Source organism: Candidatus Levibacter sp. Uisw_134_01 (assembly GCF_047717795.1).
Classification (GTDB): domain Bacteria; phylum Pseudomonadota; class Alphaproteobacteria; order Puniceispirillales; family Marisalimonadaceae; genus Marisalimonas.
In genome coordinates, this window is the sequence record NZ_CP159808.1 from 1194770 (window position 1) to 1209840 (window position 15071).

The 15071-nt window shown below is 27.6% G+C and carries 17 protein-coding genes and 2 tRNA genes; 9 read left to right on the plus strand and 10 right to left on the minus strand.

The genetic code is table 11. The annotated features are described in order from the left end of the window. Positions 1-142: 142 nt before the first annotated feature. Entirely contained in the window at positions 143-1321 is a 1179-nt protein-coding gene (metC, locus tag ABXT66_RS06135; RefSeq protein WP_443642608.1) for a cystathionine beta-lyase, read from the plus strand. 15 nt (positions 1322-1336) lie between these two features. Here the strand turns inward: metC and ABXT66_RS06140 are convergent, their stop codons facing one another. Then, complete coding sequence (locus ABXT66_RS06140; RefSeq protein WP_443642609.1) at positions 1337-2221, minus strand: TauD/TfdA dioxygenase family protein; 885 nt, start codon at positions 2219-2221, stop codon at positions 1337-1339. A 91-nt stretch (positions 2222-2312) separates the two neighbouring features. Between ABXT66_RS06140 and ABXT66_RS06145 the strand changes: the two genes are divergently transcribed. After that, a complete protein-coding gene (locus ABXT66_RS06145; protein ID WP_443642610.1) occupies positions 2313-2798 on the plus strand; it encodes a hypothetical protein in 486 nt (161 codons plus the stop codon). A 13-nt stretch (positions 2799-2811) separates the two neighbouring features. After that, the gene (locus ABXT66_RS06150) at positions 2812-3294 is read left to right on the plus strand and encodes a hypothetical protein (protein ID WP_443642611.1); all 483 of its coding nucleotides are present in this window, start codon (positions 2812-2814) and stop codon (positions 3292-3294) included. An 11-nt stretch (positions 3295-3305) separates the two neighbouring features. Here the strand turns inward: ABXT66_RS06150 and ABXT66_RS06155 are convergent, their stop codons facing one another. From ABXT66_RS06155 to ABXT66_RS06180, 6 genes are all read right to left on the minus strand, one after another. Further along, positions 3306-3869 carry a histidine phosphatase family protein gene (locus ABXT66_RS06155; protein ID WP_443642612.1) on the minus strand — a complete coding sequence of 188 codons (564 nt, stop codon included), beginning with the start codon at positions 3867-3869 and terminating at the stop codon, positions 3306-3308. 41 nt (positions 3870-3910) lie between these two features. Continuing rightward, positions 3911-4801 carry a DMT family transporter gene (locus ABXT66_RS06160; protein WP_443642613.1) on the minus strand — a complete coding sequence of 297 codons (891 nt, stop codon included), beginning with the start codon at positions 4799-4801 and terminating at the stop codon, positions 3911-3913. Between the two features lie 152 nt (positions 4802-4953). Beyond that, a tRNA-Pro gene (locus ABXT66_RS06165) sits at positions 4954-5030 on the minus strand. A 141-nt stretch (positions 5031-5171) separates the two neighbouring features. After that, a tRNA-Val gene (locus ABXT66_RS06170) sits at positions 5172-5246 on the minus strand. Positions 5247-5453: 207 nt separating this feature from the next. Further along, positions 5454-5891, minus strand: coding sequence for an acyl-CoA thioesterase (locus ABXT66_RS06175; protein WP_443642614.1), 438 nt, complete (start codon positions 5889-5891; stop codon positions 5454-5456). A 1-nt stretch (position 5892) separates the two neighbouring features. Then, entirely contained in the window at positions 5893-7110 is a 1218-nt protein-coding gene (locus ABXT66_RS06180; RefSeq protein ID WP_443642615.1) for an aromatic amino acid transaminase, read from the minus strand. Between the two features lie 92 nt (positions 7111-7202). Here ABXT66_RS06180 and ABXT66_RS06185 point away from each other — a divergent pair, with 92 nt between their 5' ends. Beyond that, the gene (locus ABXT66_RS06185; RefSeq protein ID WP_443642616.1) at positions 7203-8030 is read left to right on the plus strand and encodes an N-formylglutamate amidohydrolase; all 828 of its coding nucleotides are present in this window, start codon (positions 7203-7205) and stop codon (positions 8028-8030) included. Positions 8031-8033: 3 nt separating this feature from the next. Here ABXT66_RS06185 and mnmD read toward each other — a convergent pair whose 3' ends face one another. Then, complete coding sequence (gene mnmD, locus ABXT66_RS06190; protein WP_443642617.1) at positions 8034-9848, minus strand: tRNA (5-methylaminomethyl-2-thiouridine)(34)-methyltransferase MnmD; 1815 nt, start codon at positions 9846-9848, stop codon at positions 8034-8036. Between the two features lie 67 nt (positions 9849-9915). Between mnmD and ABXT66_RS06195 the strand changes: the two genes are divergently transcribed. Genes ABXT66_RS06195 through ABXT66_RS06215 form a run of 5 tightly spaced genes read left to right on the plus strand, consistent with a single transcriptional unit; the run spans position 9916 to position 13857 of the window. Then, positions 9916-10350 carry a YcgN family cysteine cluster protein gene (locus ABXT66_RS06195; RefSeq protein WP_443642618.1) on the plus strand — a complete coding sequence of 145 codons (435 nt, stop codon included), beginning with the start codon at positions 9916-9918 and terminating at the stop codon, positions 10348-10350. A 16-nt stretch (positions 10351-10366) separates the two neighbouring features. Further along, on the plus strand, positions 10367-10540 hold the full coding sequence (locus ABXT66_RS06200; protein ID WP_443642619.1) for a hypothetical protein: 174 nt from the start codon (positions 10367-10369) through the stop codon (positions 10538-10540). Positions 10541-10564: 24 nt separating this feature from the next. Then, positions 10565-11830 carry an NAD(P)/FAD-dependent oxidoreductase gene (locus tag ABXT66_RS06205; RefSeq protein WP_443642620.1) on the plus strand — a complete coding sequence of 422 codons (1266 nt, stop codon included), beginning with the start codon at positions 10565-10567 and terminating at the stop codon, positions 11828-11830. A 1-nt stretch (position 11831) separates the two neighbouring features. Further along, the gene (locus ABXT66_RS06210) at positions 11832-12653 is read left to right on the plus strand and encodes a DUF1365 domain-containing protein (protein WP_443642621.1); all 822 of its coding nucleotides are present in this window, start codon (positions 11832-11834) and stop codon (positions 12651-12653) included. 31 nt (positions 12654-12684) lie between these two features. Then, a complete protein-coding gene (locus ABXT66_RS06215) occupies positions 12685-13857 on the plus strand; it encodes a class I SAM-dependent methyltransferase (protein ID WP_443642622.1) in 1173 nt (390 codons plus the stop codon). Here ABXT66_RS06215 and ABXT66_RS06220 read toward each other — a convergent pair. Then, the gene (locus tag ABXT66_RS06220) at positions 13854-14279 is read right to left on the minus strand and encodes a DUF2358 domain-containing protein (protein ID WP_443642623.1); all 426 of its coding nucleotides are present in this window, start codon (positions 14277-14279) and stop codon (positions 13854-13856) included. The genes ABXT66_RS06215 and ABXT66_RS06220 overlap by 4 nt on opposite strands. A gap of 10 nt (positions 14280-14289) precedes the next feature. After that, complete coding sequence (locus tag ABXT66_RS06225) at positions 14290-15033, minus strand: SDR family NAD(P)-dependent oxidoreductase (protein WP_443642624.1); 744 nt, start codon at positions 15031-15033, stop codon at positions 14290-14292. Positions 15034-15071 lie beyond the last annotated feature (38 nt).

Genomic DNA, 15071 nt, shown 5'->3' on the forward strand with positions numbered 1-15071 from the left:
TCATGAAACCATGAATTTAATAGTACTTTCCAACTTATTTGTTATAGTTACAAGACAAATATTTTGAAAATTAATATTCTGTTAACCTTTTTGATTTATTGAATCAACATAAATTATTTTTTAACAATCTAAAAGCTAAAGCATGACATCAAAAAACAAAAAATTAAACACTGACACTTTAATTGCTCATACAGGCAAAAATGCTTATGAAAACTTTGGTATCCCAGCTCCACCCTTGTATAGAACTAGTACAATTTTAAGCCCAAATATGAATGCTTATAGAAATAAAACAGGTAAATATACTTATGGCAGAAACGGAACGCCAACAACTGATTCGCTCTCTATGTCTATCGCAAAATTATATAGTGCTGACGGATGTGTCCTTGCCCCTTCTGGAATGAGTGCAATAACAACCGGATTTATGTCTACTATTAAGACAAATGACCATATTCTAGTACCTGATTCTGTCTATGGCTCTACTAGAAGATTTGTAAAAGAGGAATTTCCTAGATTAAATATAGATTATCAATTTTATAACTCTAGAGACATTGCTAGTTTAGAAACTTTAATTAAAGAAAATACAACTGCTATTTATATAGAAACACCTGGAACTTACACTTTTGAAATAATAGATATTGAAGAAGTTATTCGTGTTTGTAAAAAATTTAAATTAAAATCAATTATAGATAATACATGGGCAACAGCACTATATTTTAATCCTTTAGAATTTGGCGTTGATATTGTAATTGAGGCTGTTACTAAGTACATATCTGGTCATTCTGATATTATGATGGGTGCTGTTGTTGCTAATGATGAAAATTTAATAAACTTGCAACGATGGACAAGGAACTCTGGAACTTATGTAAGCCCAGATGATGTATATCTTTCTTTAAGAGGCCTTAGGACACTTCCTTTAAGGCTCAGACAATCTTCAGAAAATAGTTTAGCTATAGCAAAATATCTAGAAACAAAAAAAGAAGTTAAAAAAGTTATTCATCCAGCTTTAACTCAACACCCTGACCATGAAAAATGGAAAAATTATTTTAATGGAGCATCTGGTCTGTTTGCTATTGAATTTCAAGATTATATAACACAAACTGACGTAGATAAGTTGGCTGATGCTTGTAAAATATTTGGAATTGGTGCTTCCTGGGGTGGATATTCTAGTCTTTTGTCTACTATGAATATTGGTGAAAATAGGCATTTAAAATCTAGTTACGTACCCAAAGGGGAATATTTAAGAATTTATGCTGGTTCAGAAAATATTGACGACTTGATAAATGACTTAGAAAATGGATTTAAAGAGCTATGCTTAAAATAGATAAAAGGTAATTTATTACATTAACCTCTCTTCTCCTAAAACGGTAGTTCTTCTCATATCTCTTTTTTCTTTTAAATCGTCAAAGGCTCTGACTCTATGCATAGTTTGTCTATTATCCCAAATGACAAGATCATTTTGTGACCATTTATGAATATATTTAAACTTAATTTGAGTTGCGTACTCTATTAGGTCATCAATAAAACACATGGAATCTGGTCTAATCCAGTCTCTAATTTTACCAATGTGACTAGAAAGAAAAATTACCTTTCTTCCAGTTATATTATTTATTCTAACAAGTGGTTGTTCAACTGGCGTAAAATTTTTAATTTCTTCAGAAGATAATTCTTTTACCATATCAAAACCTAACCTCTGACGAGAATAAATTAAAGAATGTTCACATACCATATCTTGTATTTTATTTTGAGTTAACTCATCAAGATTATCATATGCACTTCTCATATCTGCAAATTCTGTATTACCACCCTGTTCAGAAATATTTCTTGCAGACAAAAGTGAATATTTAGCAGGGATTACTTTAAATGAACTGTCAGTGTGCCATAATCGGTTACCTAAATTGAATATCCTTCTTGGATCATTTTGGTTAAATGGCTTATTGTTTTTATCTAAATTTGATACATCTGCTAAATCTGTAGACAACCTTCTATCTTTTGCTTTTGTAATGTTTGATGTTTTTCCTGAAGCTTCTATATTTCCAAAATATTTAGTAAAACGAACTTGATCTTCATCATTAATATCTTGGTCTTTAAAAACAATTACAGAGTATTTGTTTATGGATAGATCTATTTCTTCTATCTGCTTACTATCTAGTTTTTGTCTTAAGTCAATATTTGACACAAAACCAACAAAATCTGGAAAAGCATCTCTGGTTTCAATCTTCATAAAACCTCCATATAAATTTTTCTAACAAAAAAAAATGTGATATAATCATTGAACAAAAAATTAATTTTGTAAAATCAAAAGAGAAAAATAAATGTTAATTTTAATAGTTATTAAACCAGTTTTTTTAATCATTACATTTATAATGATTTTAAGTTTTCATTCTTTTGCAATAGACAATATGGAAGGAGCATGGTTTGAATGTGAATTTGCAGGAAAAACATCAAAACCCCTAGATGATTGCAAAATATTAGATAATGATGGTTTTATTTTTTCTAATAATAAGGCCACACATATTTCTGTTATTGATAGTCAAGAAATTAACTGTAAGAAAAATAAAGTTGGTCAGTGTTTTAAAAGTGATCTTGATTTTGTTACCGCAAGAAAAGGACGAGAAGATAGTGTTAAATTTGGTAATAGTAAGTTAATCTTATCTTTTTTAGGATGCAGCCAAGTTTTTCACCTTAAAGACAAATCAATTTATGTAGAAGCATCACCTGATAAAAAAAAATGTTTTTGGGCTGGTAAAAAAATATTTTATTTAAAAAAATTTGAAGGTGATTTAATATTAAAAAAATAATTTTGGGTCAACTATGTATATTTTAAAACAAACTAACATTCTTAAGTATGGATTAATTACTGTTGGCTTAATAATAAGTTTGTTTTGTTTTTACGTGATTGTGGGCTTTTTAGGGATTCAATACTTAATGGAACCTTATCAATATGGAACTTTTTTTGCTTGGGTTATAATTTTATTTGGTATTTTTTATAGATTTACTTTTTTACTTTTAACCATTGGTGTGTTTTTCGGAGTTATCAATGTATTAGAATGGAATATATTTTTCGCTATTCTTTTTACTTTACCAAGTCTATTATTTATATTTCCTAAGCAAATACTTAGCTTTAAAATGAAAGGAAAAACTGAACACAAAACTCAGAGCAGCACTTTTAATAATGATACAGTTTCATCATCTCATCCTCAACACAATAAAAATAGATTTAAATCAAAGTCACAAACGAATGAAGTTATTGACGGTGATTATGAAATCATAAAAGATAATAAAGATAACAAGTAAATCTTAGTGTATTAATCCCTGATTTTTAAATATTTGGATTTTTTAGAAATCATATCATAAACAACCATTGCTCCACTAGATACTGATAACTCAGATATAGCTTGTACTACTACATAGTGAGTAACCATAAGATATGGGCCTTTATCAGACTTTAATGAATTTATTAATCTATTCAGTTCTTCTAATGTTTGGTCCCTATCAACATGACCTTCGTAAAAAGAATTTAAACCTTTATGAGAAATATAATCTCCTATATTTAAATAAAATGCAGTATCTTTGCATCTACACCAAAAACTAGAAAATATTTTAGTAAAAAAAATATCATTTTCTTTAAAAGAATTACCAATTATTCTACTTTGTTCTATTCCTCTTTTATCTAAATTTCGTTGTTTAGAGCAATCATTAAGATTAAAATTTTTTGGATCACCATATCCGGGTGCATGCGAATGTCTCATAAAAATGATTTTATTATCACTATTATTTTTAAATTCTTTTAAAGTTATATAATTTTCATTTGCATATAAATCAGTAGATATAACAATTAAATATAGTAAGGTGAGTAAAGATTTTATCATTTTTATAAATTACAATACATTTTGGTTTTAAAACTAAATTTTTATATTTTTTCTTTTATCATAGATTCTCTTTTAATGATGATTAAAGAAGATATGATAATAATTGCAGTTCCAATAAAGAAAGTTGAAGATAACTCTTCATTAAAGAAGTAAACACCTGATAAAATTCCAATAGGAACAGAAATATACCTCAGTGGTGCTAGCATACTAGCCGGAGCTAATTTTAAGCTATAAGCTAAACAAATTTGTTGAAAACTCGAAATAAAGCCAATTACTAATAAGATTATAAATATCTCGTTATATTCAGGCCATTGAACTTTATTCAAAATACATATAATTAAGAAAAACACTGCACCAAAGATATTATACCATAATGCTGTAGTTGTGGGGTGATCAGTTTCACTTAATTTTCTTACAGACAGCGTCATTAATGCACCAAAAATTGGCGATAAAACACCTAAAACAACACCATAATGAAACCAATTTTCAGAGAATGGATCTAGGATAATCAAAACTCCTAAAAAACCAATCAGAGCTATAATTCTTCTAAACCACCCTACTACCTCTTTTATAAGAAATGGGGCAAGCAAAGTTATAAAAATTGGCATTGTCTGAAGCAAAGTTGTCATGAGACTAAGATCTATGAATTGAAGAGCTGCAAAAAGACACCCAAAAGAACCAAGCCCAGTGATTGTTCTAATGGCTAATCCAGATTTAGACACAATTACAAATGTATCTTTTTTCCGTTGAGAAAAACCTGTGATTAACAAAAGAGGAACACAGAACAAATATCTAAAAAACAAAATCATAAATACTGACAAATTTGGTGATATTAACTTTACTAAACTAGCTATAGTAATAGTACAAATAACCTCAGTTATTGATAAGGAAATTCCTAAGACTGTATTTGAAATTTTAAAATTTGCTAACATACATAATCAATCATTAAAAAAACTTATCAATTCTTAAGTACTAAAAAAAACGTTAAAAGTATTTAATGCTTATTTTTAAATAAACAAAGCTATATATATATATAAATATTTTTGACATGCTCATTTAATTGATTTTAAAACTTCTATTAATATGGTCGGGCCAGCGGGATTTGAACCCACGACCTTCCGCCCCCCAGACGGACGCGCTACCAAGCTGCGCTATGGCCCGAAATAAAATTTTATTCTTAATTTATATTCTAGATAATAAAAATAAATATTATAAGATGTATAATCAATATATTTTGTAATAAGAGTAAAGATAGAATATTTGGGCAAAGCAATTTTTAAAAAAATTTAATTTTAATAGAAATGGTGGGACTAACTGGGATTGAACCAGTGACCCCTTCGATGTCAACGAAGTGCTCTCCCGCTGAGCTATAGTCCCACAGTAACTAAATGGCTTAAAACAAAGACTTTAAACACACGAGTTACATGTATATATATATAATTGTTTCTGTTAATCAACGATTTTTGTTAAAAAGTGTGACTGGAGTGTGACTAGGGTGTGACAGAAATTATCACCTAAAGATATACGTGAATTTATGTTTGTTGAGGTTAACTTAAGAAAAAATGACAGTAAATAAATATAGATTTATAAACCTACAAATATTGTATCTAGTGTTTTTTTAAATTCATAATTAAGAGGCATAGGATTATTTGTTTTTCTATCTACATAAACGTGTACAAAAAATCCATCTGCAGCTGAAATCTGTTCTTTTTCTTTAAATAACCCTACTTCATACCTAACAGAACTAATACCAATTTTTGTTACTCTTATTCCTGCATCTATATCTTCTGGATATTGAAAAGAAGAAAAATAGTTACAGCCAGATTCAACAATCAAACCAATATTTTTTCCATATTTAATATCAATTAAATTATTTTTAATTAGCCATTTATTAACAGCCGTATCAAATAATGCGTAATAAATGATATTATTCATATGACCATAAATATCATTGTCATTCCATCTTGTACTAAGTTTAGTAAAAAAATTATAATCACTTCTATTTGAAGGCTCTTTTTTCAATTTAATTTCCTTTATGACGAAATTCTTCTAAAGAACAAATTTTAGAAGAGATAAAATCAATTTTATTTTCAGGTAAAGATGCAATATTTATACGACCATCTGGCATTAAATATATTCCATTTTCTTTCCTCAATGTCATTATACCTTCTTGAGATATTGGCAAAAGAGAAAACATTCCATTTTGGACTTTCAAAAAACTAAAGAAATCTGTTTGTTGTTGTTCTTGGAGTGAATTTGCCAACTTATTTCGAAGAGATACTATTCTTTCCTGCATAGACCTGATTTCAACAAGCCAGTCATATTTTAAATTTTTATCTTCTAATATAATATTAATAGTTTCAGCAGCATGGTCAGGTGGATGAAAATAAAGCTCACGAGCGATTTCACTCAACATCGTTTCTAAAGAATTACTTTTAACTTTTCCTGCATCTGTAATAACTGCAATCAAACCACAACGATCTCTGTAAACACCAAATGTTTTACTTGAAGAAACAGTGATTATGACTTCAGGTACAATTTGAACTAATTTTCTAATTCCAAGCACATCTTCCTCAACACCTATTCCAAGGCCTTGATAAACTAAGTCGATAAAGGGCAATATTCCTTGTTTAAGACATATGTTTGCTACTTGTTCCCATTGATCTACCGTTAAATCTGCGCCTGTTGGATTATGACAACATCCGTGCAATAATATTGAATCGCCTGATTTTAATTTTTTTAAATCGTAAATCATATTGTCAAAATCTAAAAAGTTATTCTCTTGATTGTAATAATTATAATTTATGACTTTTAATCCAGATTTTTTAAACATAAATGGTTGTTGACCCCATGTAGGGTTAGGAATAGATATTAATTTATTTTGTAAATTATTTTTAATCAATTCACCGGCTATGCGTAATCCAGAACCAGCTCCAGGTATTTGAATACTGCCGATTTTATCTCCACGCTCATCAATAATAGCCTTTCCAAGAACTAAATCTAAAATATTTTTACAATATTTACTATTTCCTGCAGGTGTCTTGTAAGACTTGCTTGATTCAACTTCGAATAAAAGTTTTTCAGCAGTCTTAACAGATTTAAAAACTGGAGCTAATCCATTCTCATCTCTATAAATACCAATTCCTAAGTCAATTTTAGAGGTTCTTTCATCCCTTTCTAATTCTATAAACATTTGCCTAGTACTATCAAGTGAAGGCTTGGCGATATCAAAAAATCTCATAACATAACTTTCAAAAAAACAAATATATGATTAATAATAGGTTTAAATAATAAATTAAAAAAGACAAACCAATTTTTTATAAGAAATTAATTATGTTAAAAGAGTTAATTAGAAAAAATCCAGATACCCCAATTCTTATAACAGTACCTCATGCAGGAGATATTTATCCAGATTTATTTATTAAACATTTAAAAGTGAATTTATGTGAAGTTAGACGAATAGAGGATTATCAATCTAATAAGATACTGGGTAAGATTGATGAACAAATGGCCGATATAATAATCGCTCAATGCTCCAGAGCAGTAGTAGACTTAAATCGTTCAAGGAATGCTATAGATTATACTATGTTTTCTCAAGTTTTTGAACATGAACCTGTGTCTGAAAAACAAATGATAAAATACGGATTAGGGGTTTTTCCAAATAAAATTTTTGGAAAAACTATTTTAAAAACTCCTCTTCCAGTTTCATATGCAACTCATATGTTAGAAAATTATTATGACCCTTTCCATAAATCATTACATAAACAAATCATGTATCTTTATAACATCTTTGGATTTTGTTATCATATTGACCTTCATACTATGCCTTCAAAAGCTTTGTTAAATTTCAAAAAAGAGCCTGATATTGTTTTAGGTGATAATTTTGGAAAAAGTTGTTCTATAGGGCTTTCTAATTATTTTCAAAATGTTTTTAAAGAAAATGGTTTCACCGTAGAACTAAACAATCCATATGCAGGCGGTTTTATTACTAGAAATTATGGAAACCCATCTAAAGGTGTTCACACGATCCAAATTGAGATTAATAGAAAAATATATATGGACGAGAATAAACTTTCTTTAAAAAATATAAAAATACTTCAAGAAATATTTGCTAAAATATTTAATAATTTGAAACTTTCTGAAAAAATAGCGGCAGAGTAAAATTTATAACAATCTTTCCATATGCAGTAGTTTTTTTATTTTTTTACTAATAACCAAAGGCTCATTTAAAATTGTCTTAACTAAAAGTTCAGCGTAATAAGGTGCATAAACAAAACCCCATGCTCCCATACCACCTAGAGCATATATATTCTCTGATTTTTCACTTCCAATTGAGTTTAAAGAACCAAAAAAAGGAACTCTATCTTTAGTGCTGGCTCTTACGCTCACTCTATATTGATTTTCAAAATTATTAGGGTCCCATAAGTTTTTTAAAAAATTTGGAATAGAATTTAAATTACTTATATAATCGCTTTGATGGAAATCAGTTTTAATGTCCCTATGAAAAGATGCTCCTACTTGATGATAACCCTTAAAAGATTGAGAAATAAAATGACCATAACTAAAATTAATTTTTAAATTAGAAGTTAAATTTGATTTCTTTATATAATTAACTTGTCCTGAAGTTGGAATAATAGGAATTTTGTTATTTAGGCTTAACATTTCATACCCATTAGCCCACACTATTGTTTTGGCTTTTAAAACATTACCACGATCATCTACAATATCTTTAAGTCCATCTTTGTTTGCTAATATTTTTTTAACATTAAATTTTGGAAAAAAACTTGTTTCTTTTACTAAGTTTTTTATAAATTTAATATTATCTACAACTCCTGAAGATTGCATATGTAAACAATTAGTATTTTTTAAAGCTTCTATATTATAATTACCATCTTGTATTAAATCCAAGGGCCAATTGTTTTGTAAAAGCTTTTTAAACTTATAGATTTCTCTTTCTCGTGAGGGTAATAATATAAGACCATTCGACACTGGAGTAGCCTTTAATTGACTTGCTAGTTTCCTTGAAAAGGAAAAAGCTTCTAATGATATCAAGCCATAAGGTGAATTATCTAAAGTTAATTTCGGCATTTGAAGCGCTACTTTATTGCCACTTGCACCACAAGAAAGAGAAGAAGCTTTATCAATTAAAAAGCATTCAATATTTCTCTTTCTTAAAGCGTATATTAGAGAAGCTCCGGAAATGCCCGCTCCGATAACAGCAACAGGACCAATATTATTAAGAGCGTAAGATTTGAATTTTATCTTATCGGGTTGTTCATTTTTAACTGCAAAAAGAATTTCCTTTTTCTTTCCAATTCCTTGTGTTTTTGAAACACAAAACCCATTTTTTTGTAACCCTCGCCTAACATATCCTGCAACAGTAAAAGTAGATAAAGAACCTCTCCAGTTTGTATGTTTATATATTTCTTTAAAAAGTTTTTCGGCCCAAGCACTTGGATTTTTTTTTGGAGAAAAACCGTCCAAATACCATGTGTCGGCTTTAAAATTAAAATTACTTAATGATAAAAAATCATCATAAATTAATACTAATTTTACATTACCAAGTTCAAAAAATATTTGATGGGTACTTTGATAGGTTTGTGGTATTTTGTTTATAAAGAGTTTGGATAAATCACTTAAATTATAATTATAAAATAATTTATGGACCCTTATCAATTCTGTTTTGGACAAAGGTGCATTTTCAAAGCTAATATAAGTAAGAGAAGAATTTGGCTTTCTTGTTTTAAGCCATAACTGCCAAGTTAACAAAAAATTTAATCCAGTGCCAAAACCTAATTCAGCAATGGTAAATATATCACTTTTTTTGAACTTCATTGCTAAACTATTAGTCTTTAAGTAAACATGATCACTTTCTTGCATACCATTAGCTTTATCAAAATAAATATCGTTATAAAGCTTTGAATAAACACCTAATTTTGAAGATATTGATAATTTTGATTTCTTTAAATAATTTTTCATTTTATATCTTTATCAATTAATATAAATTATTTAAACAAAATCATAATTAAAATTTTGAGGAATACACTTGGGCAATAATTTTTGGGAAACAAAAAATTTGATTGATATGAATGAAAATGAATGGGAGTCGTTATGTGACAAATGTGGTAAATGTTGTGTAATAAAATTAGAAGATTTTGATACTCAAGAAGTACATTATACAAATGTCTCATGTAAATTATTATGTGAAAAATCAGCTTCTTGCAAGGACTATAAGAATAGACAGTCTATAGTTTCTGATTGTATCATTTTGTCTCCAGACAATTTAAAAGACCTTAAATGGATGCCAGAAACATGCGCTTATAAATTATTAAATGAAGGGAAAAAACTCCACTATTGGCACCCTTTATTATCTGGTAATGATAAAGACATTGTAAATAGTGGAAATAGTGTGAAAAATAGAGTAACAAATGAAAATAAAATTAAAATTAAAGATTTACCTGATTATATTTTCAATTGGTAAAGTTTAGGAATAAAGTATGTCAAAAAATATGTGGATATTAGCAGCATTAATATCTGTTCTAGTTATAGCGTCTATATATAGAGAACAGTCTGGAATGAAAACACCAGATCATCTTAAGTGTAAAGAATCCATGTTTCAACAAATGTTTACAGATCAATGCACACCTAGATCTGGTATAAAAAAATCATAACCAATCATCTAGAGTTTGTATAACATGAAAATTGCAATAATCGGCTCAGGTATTTCAGGGCTTTCATCAGCTTTACTTTTGTCTCAAAAACATGACATCACATTAATAGAGTCAGATAATAGATTTGGCGGTCATGCAAACACAGTAAATGTAATAGAACAAGAAAATACAATTCCTGTGGACACTGGTTTTATAGTATATAATGAATTGAACTATCCTAATTTAGTTGGTTTTTTTAAATGGTTAGAAGTAGAAACTATAAGTTCTGACATGTCATTTGCAGTATCGGCTAGAGATGGAGACTTAGAATATTCTGGGTCATTAATTGGTTTGTTTGCTCAAAAAAAGAATTATTTCAATCTAAAATTTTATAAAATGTTAAAGGATATTTTTGTTTTTTTTGTGTTTGGTTACAAATATGCTTTTCAAGTAAATGAAAATGAAACATTAAAACAATATATTAAGAGATGTAAGTTTAGTTGTCAATTTGTTAACGATCACCTTATACCAATGTCGTCTGCTATATGGTCATGTCCTGAAAAAGAAATTTTAAACTTCCCTGCAAAAAGCTTATTAACTTTTTTTAAAAATCATCAATTAATTAATTTTATTATTAGACCCAAATGGAGGACAGTTAAAAATGGCTCTAAACAGTATGTTGATAAAATTATTGATAAATTAAAACTAAACAAAAAGAATAGAATTCTATTGAACGTAAACATCAAATCTATATCTAATAAAAATAAAAAAATATACATTAAATTTGATAATAAAAATGATACTTTTGATAAAGTTATTATGGCAACACATCCGGATCAAACTATTAATTTGATAGAAAATTTAGATTATAAATCGAAAGACGTATTGAGTAAATTTAAGTATCAAAAAAACACAGTCTATTTACATTCCGACACCAGCTTAATGCCCCAAAACAAAAAAACTTGGTCAAGTTGGAATTATCTATCTACAGAAAAAATCATTAATAAATCATCAGTAACTTATTGGATGAATATTTTACAAAACCTTAATACTTCTTTAAATATTTTTGTTAGTTTAAACCCATATAAAAAACCAAAAAAAGAGTTAATTCATAAAATATTATATTATGAACACCCAGTTTTTAATCTAGAAACAAATAAAGCTCAAAATGAACTAGATTCTATACAAGGTAATAATAATATATATTATACTGGTGCTTGGACTGCATATGGATTTCATGAAGATGGAATAAAATCAGCTGTAAAAATTACAAAGTTGTTAGACGTTAAAATTCCATGGGACACAAATTAAATTGAATAATTATAAGAAGTCTTCTGAAATTAATATAAAATTATTTGAGGGTTTAATAAATCACAATCGTACAGGGAAAATAAACCATTTTTTTAAAAATAAAATTAACGCCATTTTATTAGATTTAGAAAAAGACAATAATGATAATTTTAAAAAGCCTTCCTTTTTTTCAACTGATAAGTTCAATTTTTTTGGTTGGTCCGCTTCAGATCATGGACCAAGAAAAAAAGGAACTAATAAAGATGATTTATATGAATACATATTAAGTTTAATTACAAACTCGTCTTATGATAAAAATAAAATTAAGGATATAAAGTTATTAACATTTCCAAAAGTGTTTGGTTATGGTTTTAACCCTTTGTCTGTTTACTTTTGTTATAATTCCACGAACCTTTTAGTACATACTGTTTTTGAAGTTAAAAATACTTTTGGAGATATTCATCATTATGTTTTAAAAAACACTGATAAAAAAGTAATTACACAAAGAGTATTGAAAAAGTTATTTGTCTCCCCATTCTATAATAAGAAGGGTTACTATAATTTATATGCAAATCATATAGATAAAAAGATAATAACATCTGTAGAATATGTAATGAATAATAATACCGTCTTTTTTGCATCTATGAATTTAAAGGAAATTCAATTTAATAACTTAAATATTTTAAAATCAATTTGTAAACTCATTGTTTTTCCTGGAAAAATTTGGATCAATATTCATTTACAAGCTTTTTTACTTTGGCTAAAAAAAGCCAGAATTTACAAAGTTCCTAAAAGTGAAACAATAAAGCATTCTTTTGGAAACCATCTGCCTAAAGATAAATAAAAAATTAAGAGTTAATAAATAAGGAAAAATAATGAATTTTTGGGACAAAATATTTTTAAAAGGTATTAAAAAATTTCCTTATGGTTCTCTTCAAATAGAATGGCCTGATGGAAAATATCAAAAGATAGATGCTATTCACAAAGGTCCAAACGCTAAATTAAAAATAGTTGATACAAATGTAGTAAGAGAAATAATCCAAGGTGGTTCAATTAAATTTGCAGAGCTATATATAAGTAAACGAATTATAACAAATAATTTAACAAATTTAATGCACTATTGTGCTCTTAATAACGACCAAGCTGAAGAGACATTTAAAATTACAATTTTTAGATATCTTTATAATAAATATCTTCATTTTAAAAATAAAAACACCAAAATACAGGCTAAGAAAAACATATCTCATCACTATGATTTAGGTAATCAGTTTTATAAATACTGGTTAGATAAATCAATGACTTACTCTTCAGCAATATTTAATGGCAAAAATGATAACTTAGAATTAGCGCAAAATAATAAATACCAAAAATTAGCTGATTTATCATCAATTAAAAAGGGAGATAATATACTAGAAATTGGTTGTGGTTGGGGGGGGTTCTCTGAATTCTTAGCTAAAAACTATGACTGCCAAATCACTGCTCTAACAATTTCAAGAGAACAATTCAAATTTACAACAGAGAGAATGGAAAAAGCTAATTTAACATCGAAAGTTAAGGTTGTTTTCTGTGATTACCGTAATATCAAAGGTCAATTTGATAAGGTATTATCTATAGAAATGTTTGAGGCAGTCGGAAGAGAATATTGGAAGACTTTTTTTGAAAAAATTAAAACAATTTTAAAACCTAATGGAAACGTTGGTCTTCAATTAATAACTATTGATGATAAAATTTACAATGTTTATAAAAACAACCCTGATTTCATCCAAAAATATATTTTCCCTGGAGGAATGCTTCCTTCAGTAGAGGTGCTTAAAAATATTATTGAAAATACTTCATTTAGAATAAATTCAATAAATAGTTACTCAAATGATTATGCTAAAACTCTTAATATATGGAATAAAGAGTTTAACAGGAATTGGACAAAAATTGAAAAATTAGGTTTTGATGAAAGATTTAAACTATTATGGAATTATTATCTTTCATATTGTGAAGGTGGTTTTTTATCAAAGAACATTGACTTAAAACAGATAAATTTAAAATTGAATTAAATCTTCACCTTAAAAATTTTTAAACTCAGTCTGTATAAAACACCAATAAATGGTAATTTAATAAAAAGTCCATTCATAGAATCCCAATAATCAATGTGACAATTAATTTTACCATCTGAATTTAAAGTTATTTCGCTTACACCTTGAATGAATTGTTTCGATTTAAAAGCGTAGAAGACCATTTTCCATTTCAAAAAAACTTTATTTTCACTTTTTGAGTAGTTTAGAACAATAAAGCTAGGGTCCTTAACATTTTTGAACATGTGATAAAAAATTTTTTTAAAATTTTCACTGCCCTGAATATAATTAAACGGGTCAGAAAACATAATATCCTTATCAATACAGTTATCAAATTGTTCAATATTATTTAAACTTAGATGACTAAATAAACTTATGTAGTCTTTTATATATGTTTCATTCATTTTTAAAATTTCAACTAATATTTTTTTTTATAAGATATGATGATAATTTATCAGGTAACAAGCTAAACAATTTCATAAATAATGAAAAAAGGAATGGAAAAGAAAACTCAAATTTATTTGATTTCATGTTTTTATAAATTAATTCAGCTGCTTTATTAACGTTCATAAGACCAGGCATATAAAAATCATTTAAAGATGTCGCGGAGGTTTCTACAAAACCAGGGCTACAAACTTGTACTTTAATACCCTTAGAATACAAATCATATCTAATTGATTGTCCAAAAGACCTTAAAGCTGCTTTTGTAGGCCCATATGCTGCAGCTTTTGGTAAACCAATCCAACCAGAGATACTTGACATAATTATAATTTGTCCATTTTTATTTAATAACATTTTAGGAAGAAATGCTTCATAACAATTCAAAACTCCAATATAATTAACATCAATGTGATTTTTATAAGTATCTATGTTGCTTTGGCTAGAATTAACGGGACTATAAATGCCCGCATTTAAAAAGATTAATTTAGGCGTATTTACCTCTTTAGCAATAGACACCAATTTTTTTAAATCTTTGACATTACAAACGTATGGTTTGAAGTTTTCTTTATTGATTTTGATTGTTTTTTTTAACTGATTTAATTTTTTCTCGTTACGACTTATTCCAATAACTTCCCAGCCATGTTTGATAAGAATCTTGCTAAACGCAGCTCCGATGCCATCGCTTGCACCTGAAATAATTGCTGTGTTTAATGCCATGTTTAAATCTCACAGTTCTTTTTTTAATTATAATTTTA